At 74.0% G+C, this 14,016-nt stretch carries 13 protein-coding genes; 5 read left to right on the top strand and 8 right to left on the bottom strand.

Annotated features, from left to right (window positions below; translation table 11 throughout):
* Nucleotides 1–57 precede the first annotated feature (57 nt).
* On the top strand, nucleotides 58–348 hold the full coding sequence (locus tag HHL19_RS27200) for an SCO5918 family protein (RefSeq protein ID WP_169092987.1): 291 nt from the start codon (nucleotides 58–60) through the stop codon (nucleotides 346–348).
* Nucleotides 349–505: 157 nt separating this feature from the next.
* On the opposite strand, the gene HHL19_RS27195 is transcribed toward HHL19_RS27200, so the two are convergent.
* Entirely contained in the window at nucleotides 506–862 is a 357-nt protein-coding gene (locus HHL19_RS27195) for a hypothetical protein (protein ID WP_169092986.1), read from the bottom strand.
* A gap of 198 nt (nucleotides 863–1,060) precedes the next feature.
* Between HHL19_RS27195 and HHL19_RS27190 the strand changes: the two genes are divergently transcribed.
* A complete protein-coding gene (locus tag HHL19_RS27190) occupies nucleotides 1,061–1,399 on the top strand; it encodes a MerR family transcriptional regulator (protein WP_169092985.1) in 339 nt (112 codons plus the stop codon).
* A 521-nt stretch (nucleotides 1,400–1,920) separates the two neighbouring features.
* On the opposite strand, the gene HHL19_RS27185 is transcribed toward HHL19_RS27190, so the two are convergent.
* On the bottom strand, nucleotides 1,921–3,456 hold the full coding sequence (locus tag HHL19_RS27185; protein WP_346768415.1) for a serine hydrolase domain-containing protein: 1,536 nt from the start codon (nucleotides 3,454–3,456) through the stop codon (nucleotides 1,921–1,923).
* An 80-nt stretch (nucleotides 3,457–3,536) separates the two neighbouring features.
* Between HHL19_RS27185 and HHL19_RS38605 the strand changes: the two genes are divergently transcribed.
* Nucleotides 3,537–4,178 (top strand): TetR/AcrR family transcriptional regulator, encoded by a 642-nt coding sequence (locus tag HHL19_RS38605; RefSeq protein WP_169092983.1) that lies wholly within the window; start codon nucleotides 3,537–3,539, stop codon nucleotides 4,176–4,178.
* Nucleotides 4,179–4,416: 238 nt separating this feature from the next.
* On the top strand, nucleotides 4,417–5,313 hold the full coding sequence (locus HHL19_RS27175; RefSeq protein ID WP_169092982.1) for an NAD(P)-dependent oxidoreductase: 897 nt from the start codon (nucleotides 4,417–4,419) through the stop codon (nucleotides 5,311–5,313).
* A 24-nt stretch (nucleotides 5,314–5,337) separates the two neighbouring features.
* On the opposite strand, the gene HHL19_RS27170 is transcribed toward HHL19_RS27175, so the two are convergent.
* From HHL19_RS27170 to HHL19_RS27150, 5 genes are all read right to left on the bottom strand, one after another.
* The gene (locus tag HHL19_RS27170) at nucleotides 5,338–5,814 is read right to left on the bottom strand and encodes a DUF1801 domain-containing protein (RefSeq protein WP_169092981.1); all 477 of its coding nucleotides are present in this window, start codon (nucleotides 5,812–5,814) and stop codon (nucleotides 5,338–5,340) included.
* 151 nt (nucleotides 5,815–5,965) lie between these two features.
* Entirely contained in the window at nucleotides 5,966–6,376 is a 411-nt protein-coding gene (locus HHL19_RS27165) for a VOC family protein (protein ID WP_169092980.1), read from the bottom strand.
* A gap of 74 nt (nucleotides 6,377–6,450) precedes the next feature.
* The gene (locus tag HHL19_RS27160; protein ID WP_169092979.1) at nucleotides 6,451–7,776 is read right to left on the bottom strand and encodes a hypothetical protein; all 1,326 of its coding nucleotides are present in this window, start codon (nucleotides 7,774–7,776) and stop codon (nucleotides 6,451–6,453) included.
* Nucleotides 7,777–7,870: 94 nt separating this feature from the next.
* Nucleotides 7,871–8,227 (bottom strand): GntR family transcriptional regulator, encoded by a 357-nt coding sequence (locus HHL19_RS27155; protein ID WP_169092978.1) that lies wholly within the window; start codon nucleotides 8,225–8,227, stop codon nucleotides 7,871–7,873.
* 2 nt (nucleotides 8,228–8,229) lie between these two features.
* Entirely contained in the window at nucleotides 8,230–9,192 is a 963-nt protein-coding gene (locus tag HHL19_RS27150) for a DUF1648 domain-containing protein (protein WP_169092977.1), read from the bottom strand.
* 152 nt (nucleotides 9,193–9,344) lie between these two features.
* Between HHL19_RS27150 and HHL19_RS27145 the strand changes: the two genes are divergently transcribed.
* The gene (locus HHL19_RS27145; RefSeq protein WP_169092976.1) at nucleotides 9,345–10,313 is read left to right on the top strand and encodes a S8 family serine peptidase; all 969 of its coding nucleotides are present in this window, start codon (nucleotides 9,345–9,347) and stop codon (nucleotides 10,311–10,313) included.
* A gap of 101 nt (nucleotides 10,314–10,414) precedes the next feature.
* On the opposite strand, the gene cobN is transcribed toward HHL19_RS27145, so the two are convergent.
* Nucleotides 10,415–14,005 (bottom strand): cobaltochelatase subunit CobN, encoded by a 3,591-nt coding sequence (cobN, locus tag HHL19_RS27140; RefSeq protein WP_169092975.1) that lies wholly within the window; start codon nucleotides 14,003–14,005, stop codon nucleotides 10,415–10,417.
* Between the last annotated feature and the right edge of the window lie 11 nt (nucleotides 14,006–14,016).

The following is a 14,016-nucleotide window of genomic DNA, read 5'->3' as shown; positions in this document are numbered from 1 at the left end:
TCCCCGCCGAACCCCGCACCGCCGAGACCACCCCTCTTCCTCTCTCTGTGAGGCATCATGCGCTGCGTCATCGCCCGCTTCCCCTTCGAGCTCACCAAGACCGGCGTCCTGGACTCCATGAGCGGCGTCAAACCCGAGGAGATCACCGGCGAGTCCGTGATCATCGGTCGCCGCACCTATCCCGTCAAGCAGGTCGGCCAGGTCATCACCCGACAGGACCGGCGCGACTTCACCGCCCGTGAAGTCGTCCTCGCCATGACCAAACTCGGCTTCACCTGCCGCGACCTCCCTCGGAGCACCGATCCCTTCCGGGACTCCGCCGCGGCGCTCGGCGCCCCGGCGGCCTGACCGCCGTCCGCGCGGCCCACGGGCCGACACGAACCGACGACCGGGCGCCGCGAGGGCCCGACCGGCACCCGGCCGACGCCGCACAGGCGGCGCCGGCCCTGCCGGTCGGGCCCTCTTCCGTATCCGCGTACGCCCCCGCGGGTCCTTCCGCGCGAGGTCAGTGATCGGAGTACGTGACGTCGCCGATCGTCCAGGCGCTGACGTCCGCGATCGAGACGCGGTACATGCCTCCCGTCTCCGGAATCGCCGTCGTGCCCTGGAGGATCCGGGCCATGTGGAAGTGCAGGTGCGTGGGCGGCTCGTCCCTGTCCTCGGCGGCGAAGGCGACGGAGAACTCGGCCAGCCGGTCGGAGTCCGCCAGGACCTCCGAGACCCGCTGTCGCCACACCGCCTCGGGTGCCAGCCGACCCGTGATGACAGCGCCCCCGATGACGACGGTCAGGGACATCTGGTTGCTCCGCCCGGACTCCACCAGCCGGGCGACGTAGACAAGCAGCTCGTCAATCTTCGACATGAGGGCGATCCTACGAGTCCCTTCTCCCCGCCCGCCGGACAGTGGGGGATGAAGTTCCGAAGCCGGGGCCTTCGCCGGGCGGGGTGACACGGAAGGCCGGCGTTTCATCAGGGCGGGCAGGTGGTGTAGTAGTTCCTTCAGGGCCCTGGTGCCAGTACTGGCACCAGGGCCCTCTATGCGTTTCACGGAGAGGTGCGAATGACAGCAGACAACTCGTACGACCGTTTCGACGACGACGACTACCCCGCCTACACCATGGGCAGAGCCGCCGAGATGATCGGCGCCACCCAGGGCTTCCTCCGCGCCATCGGCGAAGCCCGCCTGATCACGCCGCTGCGCTCCGAGGGCGGCCACCGCCGCTACTCCCGCTACCAGCTCCGCATCGCCGCCCGCGCCCGCGAACTCGTCGACCAGGGAACCCCCATCGAGGCCGCCTGCCGCATCATCATCCTTGAGGACCAGCTCGAAGAAGCCCGTCGCATCAACGCGGAGTACCGCCGCGCCGCCGAGTCCGACGTGCCTCCCGATCAGGCTTGAGACGCGCGGGCCGCCCGGTTGCGACCTCATCCGCCGGCAGGCCCCAGTCCACCGGCGCCGAGAAGGTCGTACGGCGGCGGGGCCGTGGACCGGGAACCCCCGACCGGCGATCCGCCGTGCCACAACACGCCAGTAGGGGGCGGTCAACAGCGGTCACTGGCGGTCGACAAGGGTCGACCTGCTGGGGAGCGAGCGGCCCGGGGACGAGGGCGGCGAATTCTCTGCGGCCGGCCTGACCCCTGTCCGCACGACCTCACGTGGCAACTCGCCGCATCGTCCGCACAGATACGCGCCCGGATCGACCACGTGCACCCCGCGCTTCGTGATGAGCGCACCGGCACCGGCACCGGCGCCGCTGCTGGTGGGCGGGTTCTCCGGGGTGCGCCGGCCTACTCGGTCGGCCGTTGTGCGAGCGGGACGTTCGCGGAGAGGGTCTCGGTCGGTGGGGAGGGGTGCTTCCTCGGTCGCCATCGCTGGGGTCGCCGTCATCCTGCCGGTCGGGCCCGGTTCGGCCGTACGCCCTACAGGGCGGTTCCCCGGGGACGGCCGGCTCGTCGTCGCTGCCGCCTCCACCGCGCGGGCCGGGTCCCGTACGCGGCCGCGAGCCGCAGGACGATGACGGCGGTCCCGGCGGCGACTGCCGCGCACAGGGCGAGGAAGGCGTCGGGCGTCCAGGCCCACAGCGCCCTGGGGCCGATGAGGGCGCAGGCAGCCGCCATGACGATCCAGGGCAGGCCGCCGGCCAGGCACCACAGGGCGGTGGGGGCGATGCGGCGGCGGGCGGGCCGGCGGCGGAGCAGGCGGCCCGAAGGGACGGTCTCCGCGAGGAGGACGAGGGCGAGGGCGGTGAGGCCCCAGACCGTGGCGTGGTAGGTCGCGGCGGAGGGGGCTCCGGCGGGAGCGGCGCCACCGGCGAGGATGCGGGCCGCGCCGAAGCCGACCTGCATGACGCTGCCGTCGTGGAGGAGGCCGTGAAGGTTCTGCTGGACGACGAGGGCGAGGTTCCGCTCCGGCAGGAGGAAGAGCGCGGCCGAGTAGCCGGGGGTGGCGCCGGTGTGCCAGATCGCGGTGTCGAGCGGGGCCTCCAGGCCGCCGACGCGCCAGCCGAGCCCGTATCCGGTGTCTTCGCCGGACGGATGGAGGCGGCCGGTTCCCCGCATGAGGCGGACGGACTCGGGGGTGAGGACCGTCGTGCCGTCGGCCGTCCTCCCCGACCGGAGTTGGAGGGAGGCGAAGGCGGCGAGGTCGTTCAGGTCGCCGCCGGTGTAGCCGTAGGCGGCGCCGTCGTCGTCCACGCCGTCGGCGATCGCCGACGGCACGCCCCACAGGAGCTGGTGGCCGGGCGGAAGGTTCCGCGCGCGGGCGGACGCCCGGTCGGCGATCGCCCCGTCCATGCCGGCCGGGCGCAGGACGCTGTCCCGGAGGTGATCGGCGAAGGACCGGCCCGTCACGGACTCGACCACGGCGGCCAGGACGAGGTAGTTGGCGCTGCTGTAGGCGTACGCGGTGCCTGGCGGACCGAGCGGACGTACGCCGTTCAGCGCGGCGACCCGCGCGGTCGCGTCCGGGCAGTCGGCGTCGAAGCAGTCCGCGACCTCGAAGGTCGCGGACTCCGGGACGCCCGCCGTCTGCTGGAGAAGATGGCGGACCGTGACCCGGGCGGCGTGGCCGGTGCCGCCGAAGCGGAAGGCCGGCAGGTGGTCGGCGACCCGGTCGTCGAGGCGGAGTCGTCCGTCCTGTACGAGCGTCATCACGGCGCTCGCGGCGATCGGCTTGGCGACGGAGCCCCAGAGGAACGGCGTTGTTCCGGTGACCTGTTCGCCGTGGCCGTCGGTGCCCCAGGTACGGGAATGGACGATCCCTTCGCGGCCGACCACGGCGTAGGCGAGCCCGGGGGTGCGGGTGGCCTCCATGCGCTCACGCACATAGGTGTCCATCGCGGTGAAGCGGTCGGACGGGACGGGTGGCCGTGGCGCTGCCGCGGCCTCGCCCGAGGGAAGCAGGAGGAGAACGAGGGCGGTCGCCGCCGCGGCGGCACGTCGGAGCAGCTGGGGCACAAGGACCCCTTCCTTCGAGGAGGACGGACCCATAACCGTATGGATATACGGTTATAACCGTACGCTGGTACGGTCATCAAGTGCCGCGAACCGCCGACCACGAACAACGCCGCCGTCAGATCGCCGACGCCGTCAGCCGGTTGATCTCCGAGCACGGGCTCGACGCCGTCACCGTCGCGCGTACGGCCGCCACCGCGGGCATGTCCGTGGGCCTGGTGCAGCACTACTTCCGCACCAAGGACGAGATGCTGCTCCACGCCTTCCGCGAGGTCTCGGCCCGCATCCGCGCACGGGCCGAGGAGCGGATCAAGGACGGCGTCGCGCACAAGCGGCCCATCGCACGGGTCATGGCGGAGGTGATGACCGAGTACATCCCGCTGGACGAGGCCCGCCGCGCCGAGTACCGCGTGGCCCGCGCGTTCGCCGGCCGCGCCCTCGACTCCCCCGCTCTCGCCGAGGTCGACACCGAGACCGCCCGGAAGCTGCGCGAGGACATCGCCCGGGCGGTCCACAACGGCAAGGAGTGCGGCGAGGTCGACGAGCACCTGGATCCGCTGCCCGCCGCCGTGCGCCTCGCCGCCGTGATGGAGGGGCTCGCGCTTCAGGTCTACCGCGAGCCGGAGGGGAGCGCGGAGGTGCCCGTGGCCCGGTTCGTGTCCCCCCTGCTCGACGCCGAACTCGCCACCGTCTTCACCGGCGAATGCCGCCAGTACACGGGATAGGCAGCCATCGGCGGGCTCGTCCCGAGGGCGCTTCCTGACACCGTCAGGGACGCCTCCGCGGTGGTCCGGCGGTGGTCGGTTCCGGCCTCCGGCCGCCCGGCCGACGGGCTCGGAGACGGTCTCCACGGGGGTGCTGTTCTCGGTCAGGTGCGATCCGGATCACTCCGCCGGACCCTCGCGGCTGTCACGAACGGCGGGGCTCGCCGGTCATGAGGGTGTAGCCATCTGGAGGTTGACCATGAGGATCCTGCTCGCCGGTGCCACCGGCGCCATCGGCCGCCCGCTGACCCGCGCCCTCGTCCGGGACGGGCACGAGGTGCTGGCCCTCGCCCGCTCGGAGGGTTCCGCGGGGGCGGTGCGCGCTCTGGGCGCGACGCCCGTGCGGGCCGACGCGCTCGACCGGGAGGGGCTGCTGCGGGCGCTCGACGGGCTGTCCGCCGACGCGGTCGTCCACCAGCTGACCGCGCTCAAGGCGCCGAAGCTGAAGCTCACCGCGGACGACCCCAGCAACGTGCTGCGGGAGCGCGGCACCGCGCACCTCCTGGAGGCGGCGGGCGTGCTCGGGGCGGGCCGCTTCGTCACCCAGTCGCTGGTCCTGGGCTATGGCTACCACGACCACGGCGACCGTCCCGTCACCGAGGAGGACCCGTTCGGGGTGCGCGGCGGCACGGTCGCCGACCATGTGATCACGGGCCTCGTCGAGGCGGAGGAGCGGCTGTTCGCCGCGGACCACGTGGCCGGCACGGCGCTGCGGTACGGCGTCTTCTACGGCCCCGGCACCTGGTTCGACCCGACGCCCGGCACCCGCCCGTTCCCGGTCCCGACGGGCGGCGGCGGCACCCTGTCGTGGGTGCACGTCGAGGACGCGGCCGAGGCGACCGTGGCCGCCGTCGAGCGGGGCCGCGCGGGCGAGGCGTACAACATCGTCGACGACCGCCCGTCGACCTGGGGCGAGCTCTCCGCCGCCCGCGGCGGCCGCCGCCTCGTCCTCCCCGGCCGCCTCCTGCGCCTCGCCGTCCCCTACCTGGGCTCCCTCATGCTCGACACCCGCCTCCGCGTCTCCCACGCCAAGGCCACCCGCGACCTCGGCTGGACGCCCCGCTATCCGGACCACCGCGCGGGGATGCGGGCCTGACCCGCGGGGCGGAGGGCCAAGGGGTCAGGCGGCGGCCCGCTCGATCAGGGCCTCGATGCGGGCCTCGACCTCGGGGGTGAGGGTGGTGAGGGCGAAGGAGGTGGGCCACATGTCGCCCTCGTCGAGGGCGGCGGAGTCGCTGAAGCCGAGGGTGGCGTAGCGGGCCTTGAACTTGGCGGCGCTCTGGAAGAAGAGGACGACCTTGCCGTCCTTGGCGTAGGCGGGCATGCCGTACCAGGTCTTGGCGGCGAGCTCGGGGGCGGCCTTCTTGACCAGGGCGTGGATGCCCTCGGCGAGCGCCCGGTCGTCGCCCGTCATCTCGGCGACCTTCGCGAGGAGGTCGGCCTCGGCGTCGGCGGCCTTGCCGCGGGCCTTGGCGGCCTTCAGCTCCTTCGCCCGCTCCTTCATCGCCGCCCGCTCGTCCTCGGTGAAGCCGTCGTGGGACTTGGCGGGCGTGGCGGGCTCGGCGGGCTTCGCGGTCTTCGTCGCCTTGGTGGTCATGGTCGGTCCCCTCGTTCTTCTCGGCTTTCCCGGTCTTCTTCCAGGCTAGGTTCGGGCGTTTCCCGGTGCTTCTCCGAAACTGACCGGGTGTCCGCGCGGCCGGCGCGGGCCGCCGCCTCCGTGCGGGCCTGCGCCCAGCCGGGGCGGCACATCAGCGGAGTTCCTGGATGCGGATCAGGTTGCCCGCCGGGTCGCGGAAGGCGCAGTCGCGGACGCCGTACGGCTGCTCGGTCGGCTCCTGCACGACCTCGGTGTCCCCCGCGGAGACCTTCGCGAAGACGGCGTCGAGGTCGCGGGTGGCGAGGAGGATCCAGCCGTACGTGCCCTTCGCCATCATCTCCGTGATGGTGCGGCGCTCGTCCTCCGTGATCCCCGGGTCGACGGCCGGCGGCGCGAGGAGGATCGAGGTGTCGGGCTGACCGGCGGGGCCGACGGTGATCCAGCGCATCTTCCCCTGGCCGACGTCGCTGCGGACCTCGAAGCCGAGGACGTCGCGGAAGAAGGCGACGGACGCCTCGGGGTCCTCGTGCGGCAGGGCGGTGGTGTGAATGGTGATGTCCATACGGCCGACGGTAGTTGGAGGGGCCGGTGCGCGCTTCTCGGATCCTGACCGTGTCGGGTCCCGCCGGACAGGCCCTAGGTGACCGTGTCGGCGCGGTCCGGTTCCGGTTCCGGTTCCTCGCGTGGGTCCTCGCCCGCCAGGAAGTCCGTCACCGCGAGCGCGAAGAGCAGGGCGAGCGCCAGGCCGATGACGACCCAGCCCGTCGGGTGCGGCCACAGGACGAAGGCGAGGGCCGCGCCGACGACCAGGATCCACACGATCCAGGTGTGGAAGCGGCGGACGAAGCCGCCGACCGGGCCGAGCCGCATGCCGGCCCGGTCGGCCGTCGAACGGCTCGCCGTGATGCCCGAGTGCCACAGGCCGCGCGCCAGGACGGCCGGGCGGCTGGGCCCCGACAGCCAGGCGGCCAGCGCGACGAGCACGCCGAGGACCGCGCACACCCGGACCGAGGTGCGCAGGAAGCGGGTCAGGGTGTCGTAGACGGAGCCGGCGGCGGCCGGGGAGACGGAGGAGGGCAGCGCGTTCAGATAGACCGTACGGAAGACGGTGAGCGCGATCCCGAGGACCAGGGCCGCCAGGGCGAAGCCCAGGGCCGCGGCGACCAGCGCCCGGCGCCTGCGGACCGCGAGCAGCACCCCGCCCGCCACGCAGAGGACGGCGATGACCGGCAGCCACACGCCGAAGGCCTGGAGGAGCGCGAAGCCGGTCTTGGCCTTTCCGATGTCGTCGGAGCGCAGCACCGTGAAGCTGGTGTGCACCTCGGGGATGTCGGCGGCGACGGTGAGGCCCGAGTCGACGAGGCGTTCCTTGACCCGTTCGATGACGGGCGCCAGGTCGATCGTCACCGTGTCCGTCTCGATCTTCACGGCCCCGTCCTGGTCGCCCGTGAGGGCCCGGTCGACGGAGGTGTGGACGAGGCGGTTGGCGTCGGTCCAGATGGTCTCGAAGGCCGGGGAGGCGACGACGTCCTGCGCCCGGTCGTGGACGAAGGACGCGAGCGCGCCCTCCAGCGAGCCGCCGAGTTTGCCGAGCGCCTTCTCGACCAGCGGCCGCTGGTCGGGGGCGACGCCCTGCAGGAGCGACTCCAGGTCGATGTGGTCCATGACGGCGTCGGTGACCCGGGTGGCGACCGCCGCCTGCACGTCGGGGTCGGAGGCGAGCGGGGCCATCGTCTGCACGTAGCGGTCGGTGTCGCCGAGGAGGTCGGCGGTCCAGGCGGCGACCAGGCCGAGCGGCACCAGCACGCAGCCGACGACCACGAGGAGCCCGGCGAGGAAGGACCGCCAGCGGTGGTGCTCGCGCTTCGGCGCGCCCTGGGCCGAGCCGGCTTCCAGGGCCGTCACCCGGGCCCGCAGCCGGGTGAGCTCGTCGTCGCCGGTGGCGCCGTCCGGTGTTCCCATGGGGCCACCCTGGGGGCGGGGCGCGGTTCCGGCGCCCCGGACGGAACCGAACGGGTGAGCCGTCGGCGGCCGGGGAGGCGGGGGAGACGGGGGATCACCCCATGCTGGTACGCGCCAGATCCAGGAACTCCGCTTCGGTGAGGCCGAGTTCGCGGGCCTCCGCGGCGGCCTCGCGGAGCCGGGTGACGAGCCGGGCGCGGTCGGGGGCGGCGGCGCCGGGGACGATGAGGGCGCCGCGGCCCCGGCGGAGCTCGATGAGGCCCTCCTCGCGGAGCCGCTGGTAGCCGCGGAGGACGGTGTGGACGTTGACGCCGAGGGAGTCGGCGAGTTCGCGGGCGGCGGGGAGCCGCTCGCCGGGGGCGGCGGTGCCGTCGGCGAGGGCGCCGCGGACGCAGCCGGCGATCTGGTCGCCGAGCGGGACGGCGGAGGCGGGGTCGACGCGGAAGAGCACGGTCAGAGCCTTCCACGTCGTTCGACGAGGGTGTTGAGGAGGGCGGCGGCGGTCCGCGCGTCGGGCACGGTGACGGCGAACTCGCGGCCGTTCCCGCGCCGGACCACCAGGGCCTCGCCGGAGCGCAGGACCACGCCGGAGCGGTGGGCGCGGACCCGGTAGCCCCAGCCGCCGAACTCGCCCAGGGCGTCGACGTCGCGGGCGTCGGCGGCGGTGATGTCGGCGAGCGGCACGTGGACGCGGGGCCGGGGGGCGAGCGTGGAGCGGACGGTGAGGCCGTGCCGGTCGACGCGGACGCGGACCCGGGCGAGCGCGAGCCCCGGCACGCCGACGGCGAGCCCGACGAGGAGCAGCGGCCACGGGCCGAGGAGGGCGGCGACGGCACCGGCGGCGACGAGGAGCAGGCCGAGGACGGTGAGCGGGGCGGAGGCGGTGGCCCGGGACCAGCCGGCGACCTCCCCGGCGCCGAGGTCGAGCCGCGGCGCGCCCGGCTCCGGCTCGGCGCCGGTCACGTCGTACTCCTCCGGCGGGACGAGCCGGGAGAGGCCGTGGCCCGCGAGGGCGAGGACGGCGCCTGCGCCCGCCGCGACGGCCAGGTGGGAGAGCGGGGAGGTGACGGCGGCGGGGTCGGCCGCGTCGAGGTTGTCGTGGACGACGAGGCAGAGCAGGGTGCCGGCGAGGCCGGCGGTCATCCAGGCGCCCCACAGCGCGTTCCGCCGGACGAGGACGGTCCACCCGGCGCCGAGGGCGAGCAGCAGCCCGGCGCCGACGGCGGCGAAGGCGCCCCGGCCGGTGAAGCCGTCGGCCTGGCCGCCGGGGGAGAAGTGGGTGGCGAGCCGGCCGGGGAGCCGGTCGGACCAGAGCGCGAGGAGCAGCAGGTACGCGGCGGCGGCGAGGAGGAAGGGGAGCGCGGCGAGGAGACGCAGACGGAGAGGCAGACGGAGACGGAGCGGGATGTCGGTCATGGGACCTCCTTTGTTCGTACTCTACTAGAACAAGTGAGGTTTAGGGGTGGGCGCGGCCCCGTCTCTCCTCCGGATGCGACGGCAAACGGCCGGTAGTTGACTGGCTCGCGTACCCATGGACACGGATGAATGCCATCGATCGGGGAGTCTTCATGCGCCGTCGGTCCGCCGCCGTCCTCACCGCCCTGGCCGTCCTCACCGCCGCCTTCGCCACCGGCTGCGGAAGCGATGACGAGCCCGACCCGCTGCGGAGCCGGCAGTGGGCGCTCGACTCGCTGAAGCTCCCGGACGCCTGGGGCACGGACCAGGGCGACGACACGGTCATCGCCGTCGTGGACACCGGCGTCGACCCCGGCCACCCCGACCTCAAGGGGCGGCTCGTCGACGGCTACGACTTCGTGGACGGCGACGACGACCCGAAGGACCTCAACGGACACGGCACCCACGTCTCCGGCATCGCCGCCGCCCACACCGACAACGGCATCGGCATCGCGGGCGGCGCGCCCGGGGCGAAGATCATGCCGGTGCGGGTGCTGGGCGCGGACGGCAGCGGCAGCGACGCGAACATCACGAAGGGGATCGTCTGGGCCGCGCAGCACGGCGCCGACGTCATCAACCTCTCCCTCGGCGAGTCCGGCCTGATGGCCCGGCTGCTCAAGGGCGGCGTGCTCAACGACGCGATCTCGTTCGCGAACGGCAGGGGCGCGGTGGTGGTGGCCGCCGCCGGCAACGACGGGACCCTGCTCCAGCCGTACGAGCTGACCACGCCGGTCCTCGTCGTCAACGCGGCCGACCGGAACGGGCAGCCGGCCGAGTTCACCAACTTCGGCGCGCGGAACGCGGTGGCGGCGCCCGGGGTCGACATCCTCTCCACCCTGCCGACGTACACGGCCAAGGAGACGGTCGGGAACACGACGGGGTACGGCGCCCTCTCCGGCACCTCGATGGCCTCGCCGTACGTCGCCGCCGTCGCCGCGCTCCTGCACCAGCGGGGCCTGGACCCGGCCGAGATCATGACGGCCATCCGCGACACCGCGCGGAACCCCTCGGCGAACCCGAAACTCGGCCTCGGGAACGTGGACGCGGCCGCCGCCGTGAAGGCGGCGGCCGACAAGAACTGACCCCGGCGCCGGGGCCCCGCCTCAACCCTCCAGGACCTGCGCGCCGCAGTCGTGGCCGGCAGGGTCGACGACGACGCGGTCCAGGAGGCTCGGCCGTGGTGCTACTTCTCGTCCTCCAGGTCGCCTTCCGTCTCCAGGTAGACCTGGCGGAGGGCGGCGAGCGTGGCCGGGTCCGGCTTCTCCCACATGCCGCGGGACTCGGCTTCGAGGAGGCGTTCGGCGATGCCGTGCAGGGCCCAGGGGTTGGCCTCCTTGAGGAAGGCCTGGTTGGTCTCGTCGAGGACGTACTCCTGGGTGAGCTTGTCGTACATCCAGTCGGCGACGACCCCCGTCGTGGCGTCGTACCCGAAGAGGTAGTCGACGGTCGCCGCCAGCTCGAACGCGCCCTTGTACCCGTGGCGCCGCATCGCCTCGATCCAGCGCGGGTTGACCACCCGGGCGCGGAAGACCCGGGAGGTCTCCTCGACCAGGGTCCGGGTGCGGACCGTCTCGGGGCGCGTCGAGTCGCCGATGTACGCCTCCGGCGCCGTGCCCCGCAGCGCGCGCACGGTCGCCACCATGCCGCCGTGGTACTGGAAGTAGTCGTCCGAGTCGGCGATGTCGTGCTCGCGGGTGTCGGTGTTCTTCGCGGCGACGGCGATCCGCTTGTACGCGGTCTCCATCTCCGCGCGCGCCGGGCGGCCTTCGAGCCCGCGCCCGTACGCGTACCCGCCCCACACCGTGTACACCTCGGCGAGGTCCGCGTCGGTGCGCCAGTCCCGCGAGTCGATCAGCTGGAGGATGCCCGCGCCGTACGTGCCGGGCCGGGAGCCGAAGATGCGGGTGGTGGCGCGGCGCTCGTCGCCGTGCTCGGCGAGGTCGGCCTGGGCGTGGGCGCGGACGTAGTTGGCGTCGGCGGGCTCGTCGAGGCCCGCGACGAGCCGGACGGCGTCGTCGAGGAGGCCGATGACGTGCGGGAACGCGTCCCGGAAGAAGCCGGAGATGCGCAGCGTGACGTCGACGCGCGGCCGCCCCAGCTCCTCCAGGGGGATCGGCTCCAGGCCGTTGACGCGGCGCGAGGCCTCGTCCCACAGCGGGCGGACGCCGAGCAGGGCGAGCGCCTCGGCGACGTCGTCGCCCGCGGTGCGCATCGCGCTCGTCCCCCACAGGGACAGGCCGACCGACGTCGGCCATGCGCCGTTGTCCTCGCGGTAGCGGGTCAGCAGCGAGTCCGCGAGCGCCTGGCCGGTCTCCCAGGCGAGCCGGGACGGCACGGCCTTCGGGTCGACGGAGTAGAAGTTCCGGCCGGTCGGCAGCACGTTGACCAGGCCGCGCAGCGGGGAGCCGGACGGGCCGGCGGGCACGAAGCCGCCGTTCAGGGCGTGCACGGCGTGCGTCAGCTCGTCGGTGGTGGCGGCGAGGCGCGGCACGACCTGCTCGCAGGCGAAGCGGAGGACGGCCGCCACCTCGGGGCCGTGGCCCGCGGGGATCGCGTCCGCGTCCCAGCCGGCCGCCTCCATCGCCTCGACCAGCTCGCGGGCGAGCGCCTCGTACCGGTCGGTCTCGGACCGCTGCCGGGCGGCCTCGTCCAGGCCGAGCGCCTCGCGCAGTCCGGGCAGCGCCTGCGTGCCGCCCCAGATCTGGCGGGCGCGGAGGATGGAGAGGACGAGGTTGACCCGCTCGGGGCCGGTGGGCGCGCCGCCGAGGACGTGCAGGCCGTCGCGGATCTGGGCGTCCTTGACCTCGCACAGCCAGCCGTCGACGTGCAGCAGGAAGTCGTCGAAGCCGTCGTCCTCGGGGCGCTCCTGGAGGCCGAGGTCGTGGTCGAGCTTGGCGGCCTGGATGAGGGTCCAGATCTGGGCGCGGATCGCCGGGAGCTTCGCCGGGTCCATGGAGGAGATCTGCGCGTACTCGTCGAGGAGCTGCTCCAGGCGCGCGATGTCGCCGTACGAGTCGGCGCGGGCCATCGGCGGCACGAGGTGGTCGACGAGGGTGGCGTGGACGCGGCGCTTGGCCTGGGTGCCCTCGCCCGGGTCGTTGACGAGGAACGGGTAGACCAGCGGCAGGTCGCCGAGGGCCGCGTCGGGGCCGCAGGCGGCGGACAGGCCGGCGTTCTTGCCGGGCAGCCACTCCAGGTTGCCGTGCTTGCCGAGGTGGACCATGGCGTCGGCGCCGAAGCCGCCGTCCTCCGCGCGCGCCGCGATCCAGCGGTAGGCGGCCAGGTAGTGGTGGGAGGGCGGCAGGTCGGGGTCGTGGTAGATCGCGATCGGGTTCTCGCCGAAGCCGCGCGGCGGCTGGATCAGGATCAGCAGGTTCCCGCGGCGCAGTGCGGCGAGGACGATGTCGCCCTCCGGGTTCCGGGACCGGTCGAGGAACATCTCGCCGGGCGCCGGGCCCCAGTGCTCCTCGACCTGCTCGCGGAGCTCGGCGGGGAGTTCGGCGTACCAGCGCTTGTAGTCGGCGGCCGGGATGCGGACCGGGTTCTTCGCCAGCTGCTCCTCGGTGAGCCAGTCCTGGTCGTGGCCGCCGGCCTCGATGAGGGCGTGGATCAGCTCGTCGCCGTCGCCGGAGACCAGGCCGGGGAGGTCGGCCTCGGGCCCGAAGTCGTACCCCTCCGCGATCAGTCGGCGCAGCAGGGCGACGGCGGAGGCGGGGGTGGCGAGGCCGACGGCGTTGCCGATGCGGGAGTGCTTGGTGGGGTACGCGGAGAGGACGAGCGCCAGCTTCTTCTCGGCGTTCGGGATGTGCCGCAGGCGGGCGTGGCGGACGGCGATGCCGGCGACGCGGGCGGCGCGCTCGGCGTCGGCGACGTACGCGGGCAGGCCGTCGGCGTCGATCTCCTTGAAGGAGAAGGGGACGGTGATGAGCCGGCCGTCGAACTCGGGGACGGCGACCTGGCTGGCCGCGTCCAGCGGCGACAGGCCCTCGTCGTTCTCCTCCCAGTTCGCGCGCGAACCGGTCAGGCAGAGCGCCTGGAGCACCGGCACGTCGAGCGCGGCGAGCGCGCCCGCGTCCCAGGCCTCCTCGTCGCCGCCCGCCTGCGCGGCGGCCGGCTTGGTGCCGCCGGCGGCGAGGACGGTGGTGACGATGGCGTCGGCCCCGCGGAGCACGGCGAGCAGCTCCTCCTCGGGGGCCCGCAGCGAGGCCACGTACAGCGGGAGGGCGCGGGCCCCGGCGTCCTCGATCGCGTCGCAGAGGGCGCCGACGAAGGCGGTGTTCCCGCTCATGTGGTGGGCGCGGTAGTAGAGCACGGCGACCGTCGGGCCGTCCGTGGCCTTCGCGACCCGCTCCAGCGGGCCCCAGGTGGGGGCGGCGGCCGGGGCCTCGAAGCCGTGCCCGGTGAGGAGGACGGTGTCGGAGAGGAAGCGGGCCAGCTGCTCCAGGTTGGCGGGGCCGCCGTGCGCGAGGTAGGCGTGCGCCTCGGTGGCGACGCCGATCGGCACGGTGGAGGCGGCCATCAGCTGGGCGTCGGGGGCCTGTTCGCCGCTGAGGACGACGACCGGCTTCCCGGTGGCGAGGATCGCGTCCAGGCCCTCCTGCCAGGAGCGGACGCCGCCGAGGAGGCGGACGACGACGAGCTCGACGCCGTCGAGCAGTCCCGGGAGGTCGGCCAGCGGGAGGCGGGAGGGGTTGGCGAAGCGGTACTCCACCGGCCCCCCGGCCGCACGGGCGCTGAGCAGGTCGGTGTCGGAGTGCGACAGCAGCAGGAGCATGGCGAGGCTCG

Origin of the sequence: Streptomyces sp. R302, assembly GCF_012927245.1 — a bacterium.
Lineage (GTDB): Bacteria > Actinomycetota > Actinomycetes > Streptomycetales > Streptomycetaceae > Streptomyces.
The sequence above is the reverse complement of the archived record's forward strand: the minus strand, read 5'-3'. Positions and strand labels throughout refer to the sequence as shown.